Source organism: Metamycoplasma auris, from assembly GCF_003253435.1.
GTDB lineage: Bacteria > Bacillota_I > Bacilli_A > Mycoplasmatales > Metamycoplasmataceae > Metamycoplasma > Metamycoplasma auris.
In genome coordinates this window covers 130318-153826 of record NZ_QKUB01000001.1, presented here as the reverse complement: position 1 = coordinate 153826, position 23509 = coordinate 130318, and the positions used below count along the sequence as shown (strand labels likewise).

The following is a 23509-nucleotide window of genomic DNA, read 5'->3' as shown; positions in this document are numbered from 1 at the left end:
TACCTTTCTTAAAAATATTGTTTTCTTTTAAGACTTATCTTTTTGTTTTTTAAATCAATCTTATATTGCATGCAAGATTGACTATTTTTCTTTATCTACTTTTTCAGTAGTTTCTTTTATTTCTGCTTCCTTAGCTAACTTAGCTTCGGTTGCTTTTTTGATTTTTTCAGCAGCTTTCTTTTCAGCTTCAGAAATTTCTTTAACTTCTTCGTCTTTGGCTACTTCTTTTTTTGCTTCCTTAGCTTCTTCAGCAAATAAAAGAATTTTTGATTTTTCATCTAAGTAAACGATTGCTTTTTTAACTGCGTTTTTAAAACCTGAAAATCTTCCAAGTCTTGCTGGTTTTTTATCATAGTTAATAATATTAACTTTCAAAACCTTAACATCAAAGATAAATTCAACAGCTTTTTTAACTTCAATCTTGTTTGTTCTTCTATCAACTGCAAATGTATAAACATTTTGATTTGATCTAGCGATTTCTGACTTTTCTGTCAAAATTGGATATTTAATAACTTGATTTATATTCATTATTATTTAGCCATCCCTTCTAGATATTCAATATCTTTTTCTGATATTACTAATACATCTGCTGCAACTAATGCTTCGATTGACAATGAAGTTACCTTTGTTGTGTGAACATTAGGTAAATTTCTAGCTGATTTGAAGATTATTTCATCTGATGTAACAATTAAAATATTGTTTAAATTGATTAAATTATCTTTATTTAATTCAACTAAAAGTGCTCTTGTTGAAATTGATTCTAATTTGTAATTTCTAACTAAAACTGAGGATGCATTTGCTAGCATAGTTAATGCTGAGAATAATGCATTTCTTCTTGCTTTTTTATTAATTTTTAGTTCGTAGTTTCTTTCAGTTGTAGGACCAAAAGCTCTACCACCACCAACAAAGATTGGACTTCTTAATGATCCAGCACGTGCATTACCTGTGTGTTTTTGTGCTCATGGTTTCTTACCTGTACCACTAACTTCACCACGTGATTTAACTTTATGAGTAGCTAAGCGTTTTGATGCTCTTTCAGCTAAAATTGCATCAAAGATTGATTGTGCATAAATTTTTTCAATTCCAAAAACACTTTTTGGTAAATTTGGATTTTTGTTTTCTTCTTGCACTTCTTTTGTTACTTTTTGAGCTTTTGGTGCTTTAGGCATTGGTTTGTCAACTAAGTTTTCTTTTTCAATGTATTCAATTGCATCTTTATTTTCAACTTTCGCTTCTGATACACGGTTAGCAATAATTCTTGCTTTTTCTAAGTTAACACTACCTCTAAATTTCCCATCACGATGGAATCATACATGAGTAATGTTTTGAGACTTTTCACTAATATTAATAAATTCATTAACAGCATCAATAAAGTTAGCAAAATGTCCTGAAACCTCTTCTTTAGCTTTTTTAAATGTGAATGAAACATTTCTATTTTCATCAAATGTTTCAGAGATATAGTATTTATCAACAATAACTGAAGCCATAATTATTTATCTCCTTCAACATTTTCTTCTTTTTCTTTAGCTTCTTTAGCAATTGCTTCATCTAAAGCAGCCTTCATTTCTTTTAATGACATTTCCATCTTTAATTCAAGGTTATATTTCTTAGCTTGATCAAAAATTTCATTTTTTGCTAAAGCTTCTTTTAGGTTTACTAATTGAATTTCAGGTTTCTTTTGAATTGATTTCTTAGCATTCTTAATTACTAATAAAGCACCTTTAGCACCTGGGGTACTACCTTTAATTAAAAGTAGATTATTTTCAGCATCTGACTTAACAATTTCTAAATTTTGAATTGTTACTTGCTCAGCACCAAGATGTCCAGGCATTGTCATACCTTTTCATACCTTGTTTCCTGAAATATCGCCAATTGAACCAGTTTGTCTGATTGGTTTTGAACCACCACCACCACCATGTGATTTAGGTCCGATATGTTGGTTTCATCTTTTAATTGTTCCAGCGAAACCTTTACCTTTAGAAATTGCTGTAACATCGACAACATCTCCACCTTCAAAAATTGAGGCATCGATGGTTGCACCTAAGTCATAACCTGACATGTTACGAATTTCTTTTATGAATTGCTTAGGTGTTGTATTTGCTTGTTTAAAATAGTTAATTTCAGGTTTCTTAATTCGAGATTTTTTCTTATCTTCTAAACTAAGTTGAGTTGCAATATAACCATTTTTTTCCAAACTCAAAACCTTGGTTACAACATTTGGTTTAACTTCAACTACAGTTACAGGGATCAATTTACCTTCAGCTGTGAATAGTTGAGTCATTCCAACTTTTCTTCCTAAGATTCCTTTCATTTTTTATCCTTTCCTAAATATAAAAAATAATCATCTGTATTACTCTACAGATTTGATTGAGATTTGAACTCCAGCTGGTAGTTCTAATCTTTTTGCTTTATCAAGTAAAGTTTTGCTTACATTTGATAAAACAATTAAACGTTTGTGAGTTCTACTTTCGAATTGTTCACGAGATTTTTTATTAACGTGAACAGATCTTAAGATAGTTACTATTTCTCTTCTTGTAGGTAAAGGAATAGGTCCACTAACGTCAGCTTTTTCAGACTTAGCTAATAAGACAACTTTTTTAGCTGCATCATCAACTAAATTAGCTTCAAAAGCTTTGATCTTAATTTCTAATTTTGCCATCTTTGTTCTCCTTTTTCATTATATGAAATGCTCCACAAAAGTTCTCGCTATCCAAGTAGAACAACTAAGCTTGGCATATCGTAACCTTTTGCTTCCTTGCTTAAATGCTTATTTATTATACCAAAAAGTAATTTTTGCGTTTTTTATTTTTAAAAAAAAATATCGCCATAGAATTCCTTATTTAAGAAATCTAGGACGATATGTTTATTTCTTAACCTAAATTATTAATAATTTAGCAAATTTAATATGTTTCTAAAACTATATTTTTTTATACTTTAAGCATTATCTTTTGAGTTAGCATAAATTTCTTTCAATGCTTTTCATAATTTATCAAATGCCCCATATCCATAGTTAGATGTCCAACCACCATACATAGCATTTCCTGGGACTTGGATATTAAATTGATGTCAGTTTAGATTTTCTACTTTTGGAACATTATTTTCAAGCGTTACTTTAACACCTTTTGTTCCTTCAATCTCAGTGAATAAACGATCCAATTTATTTTTAGTGATAAATTCAATATTTTCACCAGATTTTTTTGCTTTCTTATATGCATCATCATAAAAATCATTGAAATCATCACCAATTTTCATAATTACTTTTGTTTGGATTTTTTCTCCGGATTTTTCATCAGATACTTTGAAATTTCATCCTTCTTTGTTATCACTAACATCATTCATTCTTTGATTTTTACTTGTTATTTTTTTGTTCAACTTAGGATTTTCTAATGCAGTTTTTCATGGTGATTTATCTTCATATTTACCATTTTTTGCTTTTGTATCTACGCCTGAACATCAAAACATTCAATCATGAACATATTCTTTTTTGACACCTAATTTGATTAGATTTTTCTTAATACCTTCAATTGAGTCTCTTAATTGTGGGATACCTGAATTAAACATTACAATTCCACCATTCTTAAAGACATGATTAATAAATTCAATTGCCCCTGGTACTGCTTTTCTATTCCCCTTAGCATCGACTTTATTCTTAAAATCTTCGTCAAATTTACCATTATTATCAAAGATCATTCAAGATTCGGTGTACTCATTAACTAAAACAGTTTCATCAATATCCATAAATACAACAGGTACTGCTTTGTTTGAATCAGTATTCGAGACTACACCTTCCTTTGATTTACTAAAATCAAGTTCATTTCCGCTCATTTCTTTCTTTTTGATGTTATCAAAAGCAATCTTTGCTAATGTATATGCTTGCAATGCTGCAGCTCTTTGTTCAGCTGAAGTCATATACCATACAATCGCCCCTGCTACTGCAGCACCATTGCTTAGTTTGGCAATTAATTCTCCTTTTTTATCGTTATCTAGATTCAATTTTGAAATTAATTCAACTTTTTGATTGAAGTTTAGATTTTCAATTTCTTTAATTAAATCTTCCCTTACTTTTACATTATTTTCATTGTTATTTTTTTGTGGATTATTGCAACTTATAGCAACTGTTGGCATTGAGATTACTGACAATGCACCCAATAATAAACTTAATTTCTTTCTCATAATTAGATTCCTAAATTTGTTTTTTAAATCAAATATTACTACTTAAATTCATAATAATTATTAACATAATTACATCTCAAATTATAACACTCCCAAATATTTAGATTTCTTAGGACTTAATTTTGGGAATGATCACGATTCTAAATAAGAATAATAAAGATTAATATCGTAAATACAAATCTTTTTTTTAAAAGAAAAGATTGAAAAAAGCAGAAAATTCTGCTTTTATATATTGAATCTTATTTATTGTGTTTTACTGTAATATTCTTTGGATTAGCATCTTTGTAGTTATCTATTGTATGTTTCGAAAATGGATTTTTTTCATTTTCTTCTTTGTTGGTTTTTGTTATTAATTGTCCAAATTTTATGTAACTTTCTAATATGTCACCACCTTCAAAAACACTCTTTGCTTTATTAGGATTTTTAACGTAATCAAGCATTTTATAGCCATCACCACCGATTAGAATAAAATCGTTTGTTACAATGAAATAATCTTTGCTTTTATCAATTGATTTGTCATTTATCTTAACACTTGATTCATTAAGTTCGTAAATAAATTTGCTATCCTTTTGTTCTTTAAATTTAATTTCAGCTTTAACGTTTGAGGAATATTGTGCATATCCTCCAGAAAGTATTTTTTTAGCTCCATGCTTCATTGCTTCTAGAAGAACTTTACCCTTAACTTTAACTGCTGCAACTCTATTTCCAAATGGGGAAATTCCAAGTAAATCAGCTCTTTTAATATCTCCCTTTTGGGTATCTTGACGAAGTCCACCACCATTGACTAAACCAATAACATTGTCTTTATCAAACTTAACTTCTTTATTATCAACTTTAGGATTATTTTCAATGAATTCTCAAGCAGCAGCATCAGCAGCAAAACTTCCTAAATTCGTTTGTTGCGCTCTACCTTTTCAAATAGGAATTTCTTTACCATTATTTGGTTTGATATTTATTTGTTCAGTGTGTTTAAAATCAAAAGGTAAACTAAATACTACTTTATTATTTACTGCATCAAATTTAGATTTTAGATCGCCAATCAGATTTTTGATTGAGTCAATTGTATTTTTCTTACCATCAAGTAGTTCAGTATATTCAATTGTTCATAAGTGTTGTTTTACTTCACTAACTCTTCCAGTCTTAGAATCAACTATAACATCTAATTCACTTAAATATTTAGTGTAGCATTCAGCTTGTGTTAAGAAGCCTTTTTCATCTTTTCCATCTTCAACCGGAACTAATGTATGAGAGTGCCCATCAAGAACTAAGTCTACACCTTCAACATTCTTAGTAAATTCCCTTGAGTCTCATCTTGTATCAGGTCGATTAACTCCTAAATGTGTTAAGGCAACAATAAAATTAACATTTTTTTCTTTTAATTCTTTAACAATCTTTTTACCTGTTTCAATCGGGTCTAAAAAAGTAACATGAACTGAGTTTTTTGGATTACTTGTTCACTGAGTATCAGGAGTAGTAATTCCCATTATTGCAACCTTAATTCCTGAAGGTAATTCTTTGATAATATATGGAGTAAATACTCTTTCATTTTCAATTGCAAGTTTGCCGTCTTTTGTTTTAATTGAATCAGTAACCGCCTTTTTATTTCAAACAATATTAGCTGATAAAAATGGCATACCTTTTGTTTCGTTTTCAATCTTAAACATATGTTCTAATCCATAATCAAATTCATGATTACCAATTGCAACTGCATTGTAATTCATCTCTTTTGCGACTTTTGAGATTGTCAATCCCTTATCTGAGTCAGATAGAGGAAGCCCTTGAATTAAATCACCTGCTGATAATAATAAATCTCGATCAAAATCACGATTCAAAATTTCAGCTAAGCCTTGCATACCAGAGTAATTATTGTATTTTCCATCATCAAACTCTAAACGACCATGTTCATCGTTTGTATGAACAATTTTAATTAATTGAGTTTTGAATCCCTTTTGTGCTTTTCTTAGATTCTTATACTCCTCATTCAACTTCTTTCTTAATTTGATTAAGATCGGACTTCTTTGTTTAACTCATTCATCCTTTTCAGCAATTAGTTTTTTCTTTTTATCCCTATCTTCTTCTTTTGAAATTGCACTTTTTTTATCTTTTAAGGTCTTAATATCAGCATTAATTGCTTCGTCAAAAGACTTGAAGGCTTTATCATATGCTTCTCTTGCTTTTTTTACTCTGTCTTCTGTTGGTTGACCACAAGCTATAGCAATTAGTGGTAGGGCACTAAATGTGCTTAATGCACTACCGAAAGCTAAAAATACTTTTTTTCTCATAACTCATCCCTTCTTATATGAAATAGTATTTAATGTTTTCTTACCTTTATTTATTTTTTTAATCGTATCTCAATCTCAATTATAGCACCACTAAAATAGGCAACTGACAATTGTGAGACTCACCATTGGTATAGTCTCAAATTTACTTCACATATATTTCGATTAAAATTAAACAATGTTAATAAGTCTTATCTTAATTTTTAATTAAAATTAGAGTAATAAATTATTAAAATCTAATTACCTAAAAAATTAATTTTTTTTAAAATCTTTCAATGTTTATAATATAATTTTTTTGCAATTAATTTTGGAGGGGTAGCGAAGCGGCCAAACGCGGGTGGCTGTAACCCACTTCCTCACGGTTCGGGGGTTCGAATCCCTCCCCCTCCACCATTTTGCCCTTTAGCCAAGTGGAAAGGCAGCGGTTTTTGGTACCGCCATCCGTTAGTTCGAATCTAACAAGGGCAGCCATATCATTTATTTGAAAAATTAAAACTCAAGCAATTGAGTTTTTTTATATGTTTTTTTAAACAAACAATGAATAAATTTAAAACTGCTAAAATAGTTATATTTAAAAAAACTCGGAGGGAATAGTTACTTATGCATAATACTAAATTTAAATTAATATCTAGTTTGTTAACTAGTAGCTTTCCTTTGCTAGGTATTTCATGTCAAACAAAAATACATAACCAACATAATGAAATTAAAAGTAATGAAATAAAAATTACAATTCCAAACAAAGAAAATTTAGTTCTCAATATAGTATGTTGAAATGATGTTGTTTTGAATTATGATAGAGAAAAATATGATGTCATAAAAGATCAAATCATAAAAAATAATGATAGTCTAATCATAAGAATAAAGATTATTAAAAAAGATTCAACATCTAAACAAAGTGTCAATGAAATAATTAAAGAAGAAACCTTTTTTAATTTCAAAAATCCAACAAACGATCCAATCAATAATCCCATTAATCTAAACCCTCCAAAAAATAATAATGAAGAACCTAAACCAAACATTAAACCAATTTATCATAACAATGAAAATCCAGTTTATGATGATAGAAAAATTTATACTATAAATAAAGATCCGCAATACTTTCTTGATTCACACTTATTTGATGATACATTCTTATTTAATAATGATGTTTATACAATAACTAGAAAAACACCTAAATTTAAAACTGCATCTCATAATATTAATGTTTTTTTAAGAAATGGAAATAATGGTACTCAGGTTGACTTTAGAAGTTTTACTTCTAATAATGATATTGAGAGACAATTTTGAGAGTATGCTAAAGATATTGGTTTTTATGGTCATTTTGGAAATAACCCAAAAGAAAAAGTTGCATTCTATAATGATCACATTTCAGTCGATGGAATGGTAAAGCAATCTTATTTGAATAATTTCAATGAAAAAGATAAAGACGATGCAAAGATTATAAAACTTAATGACTATGAAATAATTAAGAAAAATCCTTTTGGTTATCTTCCTTCAAATTTGAGTCAATTATTCTACTATATGAATTTTAAAAGTATTTCTAAACTCTTAAATATTGAAAATATAATTAAAATTCAATCAAATTTCAATGATGAAATTGGTGAAATTGAGTTACTTATTACAAATAAAAATAATCAAAAATACTATTTGAAAATCGACAAAACAAATACTTCTTATCTAAAAAGTAATCTTGATTTTTATCAATACATTTACGATAGAAGTTTTATGATGCTATATTATGGTACTGAGTGATTTAGAGATCCTTATAGACTACAAAAAGAAAATTTGGGACGTACCAGTGGTGGTGGCAGTATGTGAGTGGTTGATCGAATAATTAATGAAGAAGCTGAAAAGCAAGATTACTGAGAATTATTAGTTGCCACGAATATACATGTTTTTAGTCTAAATAAAATTTTTGATAAAAGTATATATTTTAGAAAAAATGATAATAACATCAATTCTAATAGATGAAAAGCCGGATTCTATGATCCAGATGACTTAGATAACTATTGAAATAATTTAAAGAATCGAACCAATGCTAAATTCATGACGCTCAGAGCTAAAGATGAATTTTTAAGTAGCAATTCAGTACATGTTGATAAAAATGAAGCATTACCGACTATTGAATCATATTCACAATATTTAGATATGCCATATTACACACTACGTTACGAAATCAATGATTTTATGATTGATCATCCGGATACGGCAGGTAAATGATTTGAGGAATATGATAGTGAGACTAGAATCGGAAAAACAAAAAATGCTGGTGCAGATTTTGTTTTATTAAAAATAAAAATTAAAAAAAGTCAATTAAAATTAATCCTTCCTAAATTAGATGAAGTAATTGGAACTAATAAAGAAAAAGATTGATATATAGGTCTAGGAAAAACTGAATTAATGAGTCCTTACAAAACACAATTTTATGCAGGTTATCCTAATTTTAGTTTTAAAGGTAATAAATCAATTGGTGGGATTATTAGCACACAAAATCGCTACGTTAAGGATGATGACTTTAAAAGTCTGTGAGTAAGATACAATGAATCATTAAATAAGGATTGAAATTCACATAAAAATAATTGGGAAGAATACACAAAACCATTTATAGAAAATGAACATGGTATGCCACTAAATATCCTTACTCAACATTCTACTTTATACACAAGAATAGAAAAGAATGAGAAACACAATTCTTTAGATAGCGGTTCCTCAGGTTCAATGGTAATAGATTCATCATTCAATCTTGTTGGCATAAATTATTTGCTCACAGAAGATTCTGAGCATGATACAACAACAAACGCAATCAATCTTATTCAAGGACAAGGTGATTATAAAAATAAGAATGATGGAAATATATTAGAAAATGTAATTAAAAAACTAAAAAGTGATAATTTACATACAATAAAATTAAATCCAAATTAATTGAAAAGAAATCTAAATAAAAAATCAAGTCTAAAACTAGATAGGCTTGATTTTTTATGATTGATTAAATTTAGATTTAATATGTTTTCATTGATTATTTAAATTTGCTGTGTATAACTAGGTTTAGTAATCAATCTATTTGATTCAACTAAATACATTATCATTCCTACTATTGCAACAATTCAAAAAATATTTCCCACTATAAATAACACTAAGTATTTTTGATTTGGAGCAATGATTGCTGACCATATCAATAAAACTACCATTGCAATTGCAATTGGAATAATCAATAAATATGATACCAATGCAACCGTTATGTTTCCTCCAAGCGCTAAATTTAGTAGTGAATCTGGTTTAGATCCGTTTAATATAATACCTACACTAAATAAGCTATCTGAGACTAATATGATAATTATTGCTATATTTATAAAAAATAATGATAAATAGGCAATTGCAAAATTTCTAAGTTTTCTACTATTTCCCATAATTTAAATTATATAAAAGTTAACTAACGGAAACAAAAAATAATATCTAATCTAATTAACTATGATCCTTATTTAACAATGATATTTAGAATCTTATTTTCAACATATATAGTTTTAATAATTTGTTTATTTTCAATCCATTTTTTTACTGATGGCAATGATGTTGCTTGACTAACAATTTCTTTTTCATTTCAAGAAGGAATGATTTCCATTTGTGCTCGAATTTTGCCATTTATTTGAATTCCAATTTGAGGATTTTTATTTATTATTTTATCTAAGTTAACGATTGGTCAAGATTGATATTGAAGTGGTTTTTCATTAATATTAAATAAAATTTCTTCAGCAAAATGTGGTGCAAATGGTGACAGTAAGATCGCAAAATCTCTAATTACATTAGTTGAATTTATTTCTTTAAGTGTTGATAAGTAGTTTATGAACACCATTAATTTGCTAATTGCAATATTGAATTTGTATTTTTCAATATTATTTGTAATATCTAGAATTAATTGATTAATTTGACTATCTAACTCAGGGTTTTTAGAGTTCGAATTGATATTTTTTAATAGATTATTAAAAACCAAACCGATCTTATCAAGTCATTTTCTAATGCCATTTAACGAATCAGTATTTCATGCTTTTGAGTCAGTAATTGGGCCCATAAACATTTCATACAATCTCAATGCATCAGCCCCAGATTCTGAAACTAACTCATCTGGATTAATAACGTTACCAAGAGATTTAGACATCTTTTGGCCATCTGGTCCTAAAACTAAACCTTGATTAATGATTTTAGAAAATGGTTCTTTAGTATTAACGATTCCAATGTCATATAAAAAGCGATGTCAAAATCTTGCATATAGCAAATGAAGTACAGCATGCTCTTGACCACCAATATATAAATCAACAGGCATTCATTTTTCAAAACGTTTCTTAGCATCGGATGAATTTAAAGGAAGATATGTACCATCATCATTTTTTAAAATATATGCTAAAAAGTACCAACTAGAACCGGCTCACTGTGGCATTACATTAGTGTCGTGACGATATTTTTTTCCATCAATTTCAACATTCAATCAATCTTTAATATTTGCAAGTGGGCCTTGTGTTGAATTTGAAGGTTTGATATTATTAGTAAATGGCAATTCTACTAATGAGTCAACTAAATGAATATTATTATCTTTATCAAATAAAACTGGAAATGGCTCTCCTCAATATCTTTGACGTGAGAAGATTCAGTCCCTTAGTTTATAAGTTGTTTCTTTTTTTACCTTATTTTCTAAATTTAGTTTTTTATAAATAACTTCAGTTGCTTCTTTAATACACAAACCATTGGCAACTTCTGAATTAATATGTTTTCCGTCATCTAAAAAAGGTAAATGTTTTGTTTCAATAACTTCTTTAATTTTAAGATCAAATTTCTTTGCAAATGCATAATCTCTTTGATCATGGGCTGGCACAGCCATCAAAGCACCACTACCATAACTATTTAAAACATAATCAGATACTCAAATTTCAATCTTTTCATTGGTCAGTGGATGTAACGCATATGTTCCAATGAACATTCCACTTTTATCTTTGCTTATTTGTGTTCTTTCAAGATCACTTTTTTGCTTTGATTGGTTTACGTATGAGAGTATTTTATCTTTATATTCCTCATTAGATATTTCCAATAATAGAGGGTGTTCAGGACTTAAAATAATTGCTGATACGCCATAGATTGTATCTAGTCTTGTTGTAAATGTTTCAATTGTTTGGTTTGAATCGTTTATTTTTCATTTAACTAAATATCCTTCTTGTTTACCGATTCAGTTTTTTTGTAGCATCTTAAGACTTTCTGGTCAGTCTAAATAATCAAGTTCTTCAAGAAGTTTTTGCGCATATTCTGTAATCTTTAAAACCCATTGCTTCATAGGTTTTCTTATAACTGGATAATTTCCTCTTTCAGATACTTTTTTGCCATTTACTTCAATAACTTCTTCATTTGCTAAAACAGTTCCTAACTGCTCACATCAATTGACATCAATCTCTTCAATTGATGCCAATCCTTTTTTGTATAACTCTTTAAAAATTCATTGTGTTCATATATAAAAATTAGGATCTGTTGTATTGACTTCTTTTTTATAATCGTAAGAAAAACCCATCATCTTAAGTTGCGAACGAAAATTATCAATATTTTTTTTAGTAAATGAAGCGGGATGATTCCCTGTTTTTAGTGCATATTGCTCCGCAGGAAGACCAAAGGCATCTCAACCTATAGGATGTAAAACATCAAAATTATTAAGACGTTTATATCTTGCAATTATATCAGTTGCTGTATATCCTTCAAGATGTCCAACATGAAGACCAGCTCCAGAAGGATAAGGAAACATATCTAAAATATATGCCTTTTTTTCCTTATTATTTGTTGTTGCAAATGAGTTATTTTCATCCCAAAATTTTTGTCATTTTTTTTCAATTAATTTATGATCATACATGGTATTAATTTTATATTAATTAAGTTACTTTTATTCTCTAAAACAAAAAATGAAACACTAAAAATTACAAAAATATAATTAAATATATTTTTTATGCCACTTACAATTTCATGATTTTTAAGATTAGAGTTTTAAGCAATATAATAAGAATAAAAAAGTCTTTACTAAGTGTGTACAACTTAGTTAAAAAAACATAAAATAACTAATCTAAATCAGCTTAATATTGTGTAAAATTTAAATATTATTTTTTTATTAAAAAAATACAATTTTGAAAGATGGATACTTATGGAAATAAAAAATAAAGATTACAAAGATACTCTTTTAATGCCCCAAACTGATTTTTCAATGAAGGCTAACTTAGTAGAAAAAGAAAAAATTTTTAGCCAAAAGTGAACTGAGATAAATTTATATCAAAAAATATTAGATTCAAATAAAGGCAATCCTTCATTTATATTACATGACGGCCCTCCATATGCCAATGGTGATATTCATGTGGGACATGCCTTAAATAAAATTTTGAAAGATATCATTGTTAGAAATAAAAGCATGCTAGGTTTCTTTAGTCCTTTTGTAGCAGGTTGAGATACACATGGTCTTCCAATTGAACATAAGATGTTAAAAGAAAAACAAAAAAATGCAAAAGACTTTATTGTTTCAGATTTACGAAAATCCTGTGCTCAATATGCCTTAAGTCAAGTAGAAAGACAAAAGGAACAATTTAAGAAACTAAGTTTACTTACTGATTTTAGTGATATCTATATAACTTTAGATAAAAAATTTGAAGCACAACAATTGAGATTATTCAAAAAAATGTTGTTTGATGGACTAATTTATAAAGACCTTAAACCAATTTATTGATCTCCATCATCTCAATCTGCATTGGCTGAAGCAGAGGTTGAATATTTCGATCATATTTCCCCATCTTTATATGTTGCATTTAAGGTTATCGAAGACAATGAATTAATTAATAAAAATGATAATTTAATAATCTGAACAACTACTCCATGAACATTGATTGCCAACTCAGGTGTTGCTATTAATAAAGATTTTAAATATATAAAAATAAAAGTTAATAATCAAATTTATGTTTTAGCCGAAGATTTATTAGCGTCCGTTGCATCAATGTGTAAATGAGATAACTATGAAATTATTGGAGACTCATTTAGCGGTAAAAATCTTTTGGATATTAAATATCAAAGTCCAATAAATAATCTAATCTGCCCCGTAGTTGAAGGACACCATGTTACCTTAGAAAATGGTAGTGGTTTAGTTCATATGGCACCTTTATTTGGAGAAGATGACTTTATTATTGGAAATAAAAATAATCTCCAAAAAATTATGCATGTTAACGATGATGGAATTCTTAATGAAAAAGCATTTCAATTTCAGAATCTTTACTATGATGACGCAAACCCTTTAATTGGTAAGTTCCTAGATGAACAAGGATTACTTCTTGGATTTAAGAAAATTAAGCACTCATACCCACATGATTGAAGAACACATCAACCAATTATGTATCGTGCAACACCTCAATGATTTGTTTCAGTTAAAAAGATTAAGGATCAAATTTTAACTGAAATTGAAAATGTTAAAACTTTCAATGAATGGTCAAAATCAAGATTGGAATTAATGTTAGAAAATCGTGATACATGATGTATTTCAAGACAAAGAAGTTGAGGAGTACCAATCATTGTTTTCTATGATAAAAATAAGAATCCAGTTCTAGAGGAAGAAATCTTTGATCATATTATTGATTTAATTGAAAAACATGGAACTAATATCTGATATGAAAAAGATGTTGATGAATTACTCCCATTAAAATATAAAAATCAAGGTTTTACTAAAGAAACTGATATCATGGATGTTTGATTTGATTCAGGTTCAACTTCTTTAGCAGTAAAACCAGCAAAAATCGAAGCACCATTTGATTTATATCTTGAAGGTTCAGATCAATATCGGGGATGATTCAATAGTTCACTAATTAACTCAGTTGCATGACGTAATAAATCACCATTTAAAGCATTTTTATCACACGGTTTTGTCTTGGATGGTAAAGGTCGCAAGATGTCAAAATCACTAGGAAATACAGTAAACCCTCTTGATGTTGTAAATAAGCATGGTGCTGATATTTTAAGATTATGAGTAGCTAATTCCGAATATAGTGCTGATATTGCCATTGATGATAAGATCCTTGAACAAAATATTGAAATCTATCGTAAGTTAAGAAATACAATCAAATTTATGCTTGGTGGAATTTCAGATTTTGATTTCAATTATGTAAAATTGGATTCAATTCATGCACTAATGGAAGAAAAACTTAATATTCTTGAAGGCAAAGTTCTAGGTTACTATAATACATATAAATTTGTTAATGTTATCAAGGAAATTAATAACTTTATTATCAATTTAAGTTCTTATTACATCTCAATCACAAAAGATATTCTTTATTTGAACAAGGAAAATGATTTAGAGCGTAGAATGGTTCAAACATTGTTTGCTAAGATTATTAAATTTCTTTTAAAAGCCTTGGCTCCAATTTTACCTACTACAATGGAAGAAGTATATTCATACTTCAATGAACCAAATAAACTTGAATCAGTCTTTCTTTTAAAATGAGAATACAGTCAAATAGATTCAAATTCAAACCTAACTAAGCAATGAGATGAATTCTTTGAATTAAAAAATGAAGTATATAAATTAATTGAAGAGAAAATAAAAAATCAAGAAATTAAACGTCAAAATGAAGCTTTTGTTACAATTAGTACTTCATCAGAATTTATTAAATCACTTCCTTTAACCAAACTTTTAATGGTTGCAAAAGTTTCATATGGCAATGAATTAAAAGTTGAAAAACTTCCATCATTCAAATGCTTAAGATGTTGAAATCATTTTGAAGAGGAAGAATTTAATAAAGAACTTGAAATTTGTAAAAGATGTGAAGGAGTAATCAATGAATGAAGCTAAAAAAGTTAAATACTTTTCAAAAGAATATTGAAAACTAAATTGGAAATTTATTCTTATTGATCTTGCAATTTTTATTTCAGTCTTTCTTTTCTTCTTAATGATTGACTTAGTGACAAAGGAAAGAATTTTTAAATGGGAAGATAAAACAAAATTAATTGTTGACCACAAACCTGTTTATGAAAGTTCATTTATAACATTCAAATCAATTTTGCACCAAGGAACTACACTTGGGTTTCAAGAAAACAATCTAGGATTTCTACATTTTATTAGTTTTTTAATTTTCTTTGGTGCTTTATTTGCCGTTACTTTCATTAGAGATAAAAAACTAATATACATAACAGTCTTTTTAGCAATAGTTAGTGCTGGAGCATTTGGAAATATGATTGATAGATTTCTATTTGCAGGAGTAAGAGATATAATCAATCTACCATGAGTGAATCAAGGAGTTTTCAATTTTGCTGATGTATGATTAGTTCTTGGTGGTATTGGTATTCTAGTGGCAATTATTACTGAAGCAATTTTAAGCAATATAAGAACTAGAAAAGCTAGAAATATGCAAATAGAAAAAATAATGCAATCTAAGAATAATGAAGAACAAAACCAAAACGATCTTTAACATTAGATCGTTTTTTTCTTTATTTTTTCCCATTTTTTATCTTTTTTAGACTTATCTATTTAAAAATTAGTGTGAGGTGAAAATGGAAAAGTTAAGAAAAAATGAATGTGACAATCTCTCTGGTGGCTTTGCGCTTTCAGCAATGATAACTTCAATATTGGGAACCCTTCCTTTAATTTTTAGTACCGTTGCATCAACTGCAGGTCTAATTAAGTCACTTAGCGCTAATAAAGGTGAAATTAAAACCAAAGAATTTAGTGCTAAATGAGAAAAAGAAGACAATAATGTAGGTTTCAATGTTGGTTTTCATTACTGCGTCTAACAAACATTAGAAAATCAATAAATAACTAGGTTCAAATGACCTAGTTATTTCATTATTAATTAATTTATCTATATAACAAGAACTATTATTTTTTTGATTTTTCTAGAATCTTGTTGAATCTTTCTACACGACCACGAGCTTTAACATCTGTACGATTTCCGGTGTAAAATGCATGACAGTTAGAGCAAACGTCTAGAGTTACTTTTTCAGCAGTTGAACCAAAAATAAATGATGTGTTGCATGAAGAACATGTAGCTTGAATTTCACTATATTTTGGATGAATTTCTTTTTGCATAATATGCTCCTTCCTTGCTAAGTTAATTAACTAGCAATTATTTTACCACAAATAATATGTGTTTTATTCATTAATATTTTTTCATTTTCAATCAACAACTTCAGGCATATCATAGCCATATTCATGAATATAATTGTTGTGTTCTTCAATCTTTTTATCCATTAAATCTAAGAAATCTTGTGCCATATTACCATATAGTTTTGCAATTGCGTCTTTAGCAATATGATATCTATCCATTTGGCTTAATTGTCTAATATCAAAACTAGTTGTAATATCTCCATTTTCTCTATATCCATGAATAATTAAATTACGGTTTTTTCTACTAAAGAAAATATCTCTAATTAAACCTTCAAATCCATGGAAAGCAAAAACAACTAATTTATCTTTTGTAAATACCCCATCAAATTCATCATCACTTAATCCACGAGGATCAATATCTTGGGATCTTAATTTCAATAAATCAACAACATTTACATATCTAATTTTTAAGGATGGAAAATGATTATGAACAATTGAAATTGCAGCTAAGCTTTCTAAGTTAGGTTCAACTCCAGCAGATACAAAGACAACATCTGGTTCTTCGTTTTCTTTAACATTTGAAGCTCAATCAATAACCTTATATCCTTTTTCTATTAATTCATTAGCCTCTTTGACTGTATAGAATTGTTCTCTTGGTTGTTTTGAAGCAACGATTAAGTTAATAACATTTCTATCTTCAAGTGATTTTTGCATAACTGCAAGAAGTGAGTTTGCATCCGCTGGTAAATATTCTCTAATTAATTCAGGACGTTTATCTGCTAGATGTCCTAAAATTCCTGGATCTTGATGAGTATAACCATTATGGTCTTGTTGGAATGCTGTTGATGTTGCAATAATATTTAGCGATGGATAATCTTTTCTTCAAGGTAATTCTAAAGATTTTTTTAGTCATTTCATATGTTGAGTTAACATTGAATCAATAACTCTTAAGAATGATTCATATGAAGCAAAAAAACCATGACGACCAGTTAGAACATATCCTTCTAGAAAACCTTGTGCTTGATGTTCACTTAGTTGTGAATCAATAATTCTTCCAACCGGAGAAACTCATTCATCAAATTTGTCTGAGAATTTTTCTAATCATTGACGACTAGTTACATCAAATAATGCAAATAAACGATTTGATTTAGTTTCATCTGGACCAAAAACTCTAAAATTATCTTTATTCTTTAGCATTGTATCAGCCATGAAATTACTTAATTCAACCATATCTTGCGCTTTAATTTGACCTGGATATTTAATGTCCAATGCAAATTTTTCTCATTTTGATAAATTAAGAGTTTTAGGTTTAATTCCACCATTAGTAATTGGGTTCATTGCCATTCTTTTATTACCCTTAGGTGCTAAAGAAGAAATTTCAGAAACAACTTTTCCATTTTCATCAAATAGTTCTTCAGGTTTATATGATCTTAGTCATTTTTCTAATTCCTTAATATGTTCAGTCTTGAATGCACTCACTGGTAGGGGAACTTGATGAGCTCTAAAACTTCCTTCAATTGCATTACCATCTCATTCTTTTGGACAAGTTCAACCTTTTGGTGTTTTAACAATTAGTACAGGTCATTCTGGTCTAGTAGCATTTTCTGCTCCAATTTTTTTTGCTTGTTTTTTAATGTCCAAGATCTTTTCAATTGCTTTGTCCATTTTTAGTGCCATATCTTGATGAATTTCAAGATTACTTTTATCTTCAGATCATTCAAAAACAATTGGTTCTCAACCCATACCTAAAAAATAATTCTTAATTTCTTCAATTGGTTTTCTTGATAATAAAGTTGGATTAGATATCTTTCCACCGTTTAAATGTAATATAGGAAGTACTACTCCATCATTTGCAGGATTAATAAAGGAATTTGAAAATCAACCAGCACAAAGAGGGCCAGTTTCTGCTTCTCCATCTCCTACTACAGTAGCAGCAATAACATCTGGGTTATCTAAGATAGCTCCAGTTGCGTGTGAAAGTGAATAACCTAATTCTCCACCTTCATGAATTGAACCTGGAGTTTCAGGTGCAGCATGACTCGCGGTTCCACCAGGGAATGAGAATCTTTTACACATTTTTTGAATTCCAATTGTATCTTGCGAAATTTCTGGATATATTTCAGTGTATGAACCATCTAAATATGAATTAGATATCATAACTTGTCCACCATGTCCTGGACCTTCGATATAAAACATATTCAAATCATATTTGTTAATTACACGATTTAGGTGTGCATAAATAAAGTTTTGACCAGGTATTGTTCCTCAGTGACCAATTGGATACAATTTAATATCATCTTTTGTTAATTCATTTTTTAAAAGCGGATTATTTCTTAAATAAATTTGGGCAACACTTAAATAATTAGCTGCTCTAAATCATTTATCCATTGATAAGAAATACTTAACATCGTCAAATTTTGTTTTCATTTGTTCCTCCATATTGATTTTTACTTATTTTTTTAGGTTTGATAAATAAAAATAACAAAAAATAGTAAATATATTTTACTCTAATTTTAACCATTAATTCGAAGGAATAACAATTTAAAATTATTTCATGTTATTTACTATTTTTTTATCAACTTAAAATGTTTTAAATTTATAAATTTAATTCTTCATCAGTTGGAATATTTAAATTTGAACCTACATAAGCAAAAATTTCTGGACTTTGTTTTATATACTTACCATCTAAAATTCTTTGAACAGATTTAATTGTATCTTCTAGAGATACATAAACTCCAGGTGCCTTAGTAAAATGTTCAGTCATAAAGAAATTTTGTGTAAAAAAGTTTTCAAGTTGAAGGGCAATTTTGACTATTCTTTTACTTTGTTCATCTAATTCATCAAAACCTAGAATCATAATTACATCTTCTAAATCTTTATATGTTTTTAGAATCTTTTTAGTTTCAATAATTGCATTGAAGTGTTCTTTGCCAATAATACTTTCATCAACTGAATTTGAAGAACTTGCAAGAGGATCGAAGGCTGGGAAAATGTTTTTTGCTGTTTGATTACGTGATAAAACTAAATTACCATCTAGGTGATTAAAAACAGCAACGGCACTTGGATCACTCAAGTCATCCATTGGTAAAAAGATTGTTTGGAATGAAGTAATGGAACCATTTTCATTCTTAAACATACGATTTTCAATATTAGCTACATCTGATTCAAGAGTTGATTGATAACCGCCAACTGATGGTTTTTTTCCTAATGAAGCACTAACCTCATTTTCAGCTTGTACAAATCTATAAATATTATCAATAAATAACAATACATCTTCTTTTTCAATATCTCTTAAATATTCAGAAGCAGTAATTCCAATTGGTACAATTGACATTCTTGCTCCTGGAGACTCATTCATTTTTGAAATATACATAGTTGAATTTTTCATTAAATCAGATGATTCAAGTTCATTAAATAATTCAATTGCTTCTCTTGAACGTTCTCCTGAACCAATAAATATATTTGAAGTCTTCGCATTTGCCTTATTAACATTGAAAATGATTTCTTTCATTAAAACAGTTTTACCAACTCCAGCGCCACCAAAAATTCCTAATTTATATCCTTTTAAAATTGGAATGAAGAAATCGATTGCTTTAATTCCTGTTTCAATAATTTCATTCTCATTATTTAGGTATCTCTCATTATTGATAATTGAATTCATTTCAATGTATTTTGGCAATGTATTTCTATCATCAAGTAACGGTTTGCCTTCAAAAGAATAGATATTATTCTTTGCATTTTTTCCAACTGGAACCATAAAACTTTGCTTAGTATTAGTAATTTGATCATTGATATTGATTGGTTTCGATGAATAGATAATAATTGCTCTAACTGTTTGTTCATCAATAATTCTTTTAACTAATAAATAAGTTTTTCCATCATTGGTTGTAAGTAAATGATTAACTTGTGGAAGATTTTCTTTATCAAATCTAATTTCAAGAATATCAGATCAAAATCTAATTATTTTTCCCATTATTTATCTCCTAATTTTCTTGCAATTTCATCTAAATAAGAATTCTCAAATTCCACAAATTCATGTTCATACTCGACTTTTCAATCTAGACCAATGTAATTTGAATATTGTTTCAATGAATAAGCAAAATAATCTCTAATAAGTTTATCATCATAATCTGTAGTTGATTGGATTAAATCATATGTAGCTTTTGCATCAGCGTTTGTTTCAATTAATAGATTGATAAATCTTAAGGCTTTTTCTTCTTCTTTAATTCCTCTCAGAATGCTTCAAGAAATTAATTTTGACATCAAGAAAACAAATTTAGTTGAATATAATGAATAACCTTTTTGAATGAACATTTTATCAATCATTTTACCCTTATAAAGAAGTTCAGCAGTTTCTTTATTTAACTCATAATCTAATGCTGCTAATTTTAAATGTCTCTTATATTGTCTATATGTTTTTCCTACCTCAGAGGCCACTCTTGACATGATTCTATTTTGTACTGATGAACCGGTTCTTGATACTGAGAGATTAATATTAATTGCAGGTAAAATACCTTGCGAAAATAAATCAGCACTTGTTACAATTTGCCCATCTGTAATAGAAATAACATTTGATGCAATTAAGGATGTAATATCGCCATCGACTGTTTGCAATATTGGTAATGCAGTAATTGTTTTTTTGTCCTTAAATGAACCTGCTCTTTCAAGAAGTTGTGAATGAGCAAAGAAAATATCTCCTGGCATTGCTTCTTTTCCAACTGGTTTATCAGTTAATAGTGCAATTTCACGAATGATATTTGCATGCTTAGTTAAATCATCAAAAATGATAATAACATCATCTTCTTTCGCAATATTTTCAGCATGTGCCATTCCTACATATGGCGCTAGATATTGTTCATATGAACTTGTTGCTGGGGCATCAATAATGATTGTATTTTTTAAGGCATCATTTTCTTTTAGAATGTTATAGATCTTAGAAATACTTTCTTTCTTTTGTCCAATTGCAACATAAATACATTTTGTATTACTCTTTGCTTGATTTAGAATTACGTTAATTGCAATATGTGTTTTACCAGTTTGACGATCTCCGATAATTAATTCACGTTGTCCCATTCCAATCGGAATCAATAAATCAATCAATGTAAAACCAGTATATAATTGCTTATCCAATGTTTTTACACTCATTAATTGATGTGCTAATTTAAATGCTGGTCCTTGTGGATCTGAATCTTGCTTTTGAATTTCTTTTTTTGTTGGTAAAACAATATTTCCAAAAACATCAATAACACTACCAAAATGTTCTTTGGAAGTAAAAACATCACTACTTTCAATTGGGATGATGACATCATCAATTTTAATTTCTTTATTCTCATTATTTGCTAATAGGTAGGCTTTATCTTCTGAAGCATTAATTAAAATCATTTTAATGCTTTTGTCTCTTTCACAAACAAATAATTGAGATTGTTCATAATTAAATTTGCCCTGAACTTCAATAATATAATTGAAGATTGAAGTTACTTTTGGTTTACTATATTCCTCTAAACTGCAAATATTCTTCATAATTAAATTTCCTTACTACTAATTAAAATAACTTTTTTTAACATATATTCTTAGATTTTGTGAATTAGATGAAAAATATAAGATTAAATTAGGTAAAAATTCGACATAATAATTTGCTTTAATTAAATGATTTAATTCTTCATTAAATGTTTTTTCGAATTGATTATTTGACTCAATCTTATCATTGGTTTCCAAGATAAATGGGACTTTCTTATCAAAACTAAATTTATTATTAAGTTCAAAATCAATTACTATATTTTTTAAAACTAATGGTAAATAATTATTTAGTGTTTCTTTAATTTTAGATAGAAAACTTATTACGTCATTATCATTTTGACTTAATTTTGATTTCAATAAAATTGTTGAGATGAATTTCTTGTAATCAATAAAATTACTTTTTTTTAATATTCCATTTTCTTCCATAAAAAAAAGAATTTTTTCTTTATTTCTATCAATTGAAATTTCGGGTTTCTTTTTCATTTTTTACCCCTTTTTTAATCTTAATTAAAGTTTTGTTTATGCTATATATTAAAAATAATTCAATTATTATATAAGAAAAATATAAAATACCATACTATTTTTTAAATTAATAAATTAATTTAAAAGAAATAGTCTTATTTTAATCTTTTTTAAGATTTTCATTTTAAAAAGAATTTATAAAAAAAAGTAAGTTCTAATTTGAACTTACAATTATAAATTACAATTATTTTTCTTTTGCATACACTGATGCAAACTTACGGTTTATTCTGTTTTCGAATTTTACAATTCCATCAATTAAAGCATATAAGGTATCATCTTTTCCTCTACCAACATTGTTGCCTGGAAAAATCTTTGTACCTCTTTGTCTATAAATAATGCTTCCTGCACTCACAAATTGTCCATCAGTTGCTTTAACACCAAGTCTTCTACCAGCCGAATCTCTACTATTCGAAGTTGTTCCACCAGATTTCGTATGTGCCATGGTTATTTCTCCTTAATTTCAGTAATTTGTACTCTTGTATAAGGTTGACGGTGTCCTAATTTACGTTTGTGTGTTGATTTTGCATTATGTCTATAAACAACAATTTTCTTTGCCTTACCTTGTTTTTCAATAATTCCAGAAACAGAAACTTCATCTAAATAAGGTGTACCAATTTTGCTTTCAATTGCTAAAACTTTGTTAAATGTAACAACATCTCCAACATTACCTTCAATTTTTTCAATGAAAATAACATCGCCTTTTTTAACAATTAATTGTTTTCCACCTGTTTCAATAATTGCAAACATTTAAACTCCTTATATTTTGTCACATCCTTAGGGTACTTAAAAAGTTTGGAAACCGGTTTGGAATGGTTACTCTATAAGTAACGTAAAGAATTATACCAAATACTTATACCTTTTATTTAACAAAATAAAAAGAAACATAAGGGTTTCTTATGTCTCTTAGTTTGAGTATTTATTA

Annotated in this window: 19 protein-coding genes and 2 tRNA genes; 6 read left to right on the top strand and 15 right to left on the bottom strand. The window is 28.1% G+C overall.

All coding sequences use genetic code 4. The annotated features are described in order from the left end of the window. Window positions 1-81: 81 nt before the first annotated feature. The 6 genes from rplW to BCF89_RS07565 form a co-directional block, all read right to left on the bottom strand. Window positions 82-528, bottom strand: coding sequence for a 50S ribosomal protein L23 (gene rplW / locus BCF89_RS00700; RefSeq protein WP_111518081.1), 447 nt, complete (start codon window positions 526-528; stop codon window positions 82-84). A gap of 2 nt (window positions 529-530) precedes the next feature. After that, window positions 531-1487: a 50S ribosomal protein L4 gene (gene rplD, locus BCF89_RS00695; RefSeq protein WP_211305405.1), complete on the bottom strand. Its 957-nt coding sequence runs from the start codon at window positions 1485-1487 to the stop codon at window positions 531-533. A gap of 2 nt (window positions 1488-1489) precedes the next feature. Next, a complete protein-coding gene (gene rplC / locus BCF89_RS07575) occupies window positions 1490-2311 on the bottom strand; it encodes a 50S ribosomal protein L3 (protein ID WP_111518077.1) in 822 nt (273 codons plus the stop codon). Window positions 2312-2350: 39 nt separating this feature from the next. Continuing rightward, window positions 2351-2659 carry a 30S ribosomal protein S10 gene (rpsJ, locus tag BCF89_RS00685; RefSeq protein WP_111518075.1) on the bottom strand — a complete coding sequence of 103 codons (309 nt, stop codon included), beginning with the start codon at window positions 2657-2659 and terminating at the stop codon, window positions 2351-2353. Between the two features lie 275 nt (window positions 2660-2934). Then, complete coding sequence (locus tag BCF89_RS07570) at window positions 2935-4173, bottom strand: HAD family acid phosphatase (RefSeq protein WP_111518073.1); 1239 nt, start codon at window positions 4171-4173, stop codon at window positions 2935-2937. 239 nt (window positions 4174-4412) lie between these two features. Further along, window positions 4413-6455, bottom strand: a complete 2043-nt coding sequence (locus tag BCF89_RS07565) for a 5'-nucleotidase C-terminal domain-containing protein (RefSeq protein WP_111518071.1) — start codon at window positions 6453-6455, stop codon at window positions 4413-4415. A gap of 306 nt (window positions 6456-6761) precedes the next feature. Here BCF89_RS07565 and BCF89_RS00670 point away from each other — a divergent pair. The 3 genes from BCF89_RS00670 (at window position 6762) to BCF89_RS07560 (ending at window position 9374) form a co-directional block, all read left to right on the top strand. Beyond that, a tRNA-Tyr gene (locus BCF89_RS00670) sits at window positions 6762-6845 on the top strand. 3 nt (window positions 6846-6848) lie between these two features. After that, a tRNA-Gln gene (locus BCF89_RS00665) sits at window positions 6849-6923 on the top strand. A 129-nt stretch (window positions 6924-7052) separates the two neighbouring features. Next, window positions 7053-9374, top strand: coding sequence for an MAG2960 family serine endopeptidase lipoprotein (locus BCF89_RS07560; protein WP_111518069.1), 2322 nt, complete (start codon window positions 7053-7055; stop codon window positions 9372-9374). A 98-nt stretch (window positions 9375-9472) separates the two neighbouring features. Here the strand turns inward: BCF89_RS07560 and BCF89_RS07555 are convergent, their stop codons facing one another. After that, window positions 9473-9859, bottom strand: coding sequence for a hypothetical protein (locus BCF89_RS07555; protein WP_111518067.1), 387 nt, complete (start codon window positions 9857-9859; stop codon window positions 9473-9475). A 68-nt stretch (window positions 9860-9927) separates the two neighbouring features. Further along, window positions 9928-12333, bottom strand: coding sequence for a leucine--tRNA ligase (gene leuS, locus BCF89_RS07550; protein WP_111518065.1), 2406 nt, complete (start codon window positions 12331-12333; stop codon window positions 9928-9930). A 285-nt stretch (window positions 12334-12618) separates the two neighbouring features. On the opposite strand from leuS, the gene ileS reads away from it, so the two are divergent. The 3 genes from ileS (at window position 12619) to BCF89_RS00635 (ending at window position 16235) form a co-directional block, all read left to right on the top strand. Then, a complete protein-coding gene (gene ileS, locus BCF89_RS07545; protein ID WP_111518063.1) occupies window positions 12619-15297 on the top strand; it encodes an isoleucine--tRNA ligase in 2679 nt (892 codons plus the stop codon). Continuing rightward, on the top strand, window positions 15284-15913 hold the full coding sequence (locus BCF89_RS07540; protein ID WP_111518061.1) for a signal peptidase II: 630 nt from the start codon (window positions 15284-15286) through the stop codon (window positions 15911-15913). Before ileS ends, BCF89_RS07540 begins: the two co-directional genes overlap by 14 nt. An 82-nt stretch (window positions 15914-15995) precedes the next feature. Next, complete coding sequence (locus tag BCF89_RS00635; RefSeq protein WP_111518059.1) at window positions 15996-16235, top strand: hypothetical protein; 240 nt, start codon at window positions 15996-15998, stop codon at window positions 16233-16235. Window positions 16236-16320: 85 nt separating this feature from the next. Here BCF89_RS00635 and rpmE read toward each other — a convergent pair whose 3' ends face one another. The 7 genes from rpmE to rplU form a co-directional block, all read right to left on the bottom strand. Next, window positions 16321-16530 (bottom strand): 50S ribosomal protein L31, encoded by a 210-nt coding sequence (gene rpmE / locus BCF89_RS00630; RefSeq protein ID WP_111518057.1) that lies wholly within the window; start codon window positions 16528-16530, stop codon window positions 16321-16323. Window positions 16531-16593: 63 nt separating this feature from the next. Then, window positions 16594-18975: a phosphoketolase family protein gene (locus tag BCF89_RS07535; RefSeq protein ID WP_111518055.1), complete on the bottom strand. Its 2382-nt coding sequence runs from the start codon at window positions 18973-18975 to the stop codon at window positions 16594-16596. Between the two features lie 169 nt (window positions 18976-19144). Then, complete coding sequence (locus BCF89_RS00620) at window positions 19145-20524, bottom strand: MSC_0618 family F1-like ATPase beta subunit (protein WP_111518053.1); 1380 nt, start codon at window positions 20522-20524, stop codon at window positions 19145-19147. Beyond that, the gene (locus BCF89_RS00615) at window positions 20521-22068 is read right to left on the bottom strand and encodes an MSC_0619 family F1-like ATPase alpha subunit (protein WP_111518051.1); all 1548 of its coding nucleotides are present in this window, start codon (window positions 22066-22068) and stop codon (window positions 20521-20523) included. The genes BCF89_RS00620 and BCF89_RS00615 overlap by 4 nt, the downstream gene beginning before the upstream one ends. 18 nt (window positions 22069-22086) lie before the next feature. Then, the gene (locus BCF89_RS00610; protein WP_111518050.1) at window positions 22087-22548 is read right to left on the bottom strand and encodes an MSC_0623 family F1-like ATPase-associated protein; all 462 of its coding nucleotides are present in this window, start codon (window positions 22546-22548) and stop codon (window positions 22087-22089) included. Window positions 22549-22771: 223 nt separating this feature from the next. Further along, window positions 22772-23029, bottom strand: a complete 258-nt coding sequence (rpmA, locus tag BCF89_RS00605) for a 50S ribosomal protein L27 (protein WP_111518049.1) — start codon at window positions 23027-23029, stop codon at window positions 22772-22774. Between the two features lie 2 nt (window positions 23030-23031). Further along, entirely contained in the window at window positions 23032-23334 is a 303-nt protein-coding gene (gene rplU, locus BCF89_RS00600) for a 50S ribosomal protein L21 (protein WP_111518048.1), read from the bottom strand. Window positions 23335-23509 lie beyond the last annotated feature (175 nt).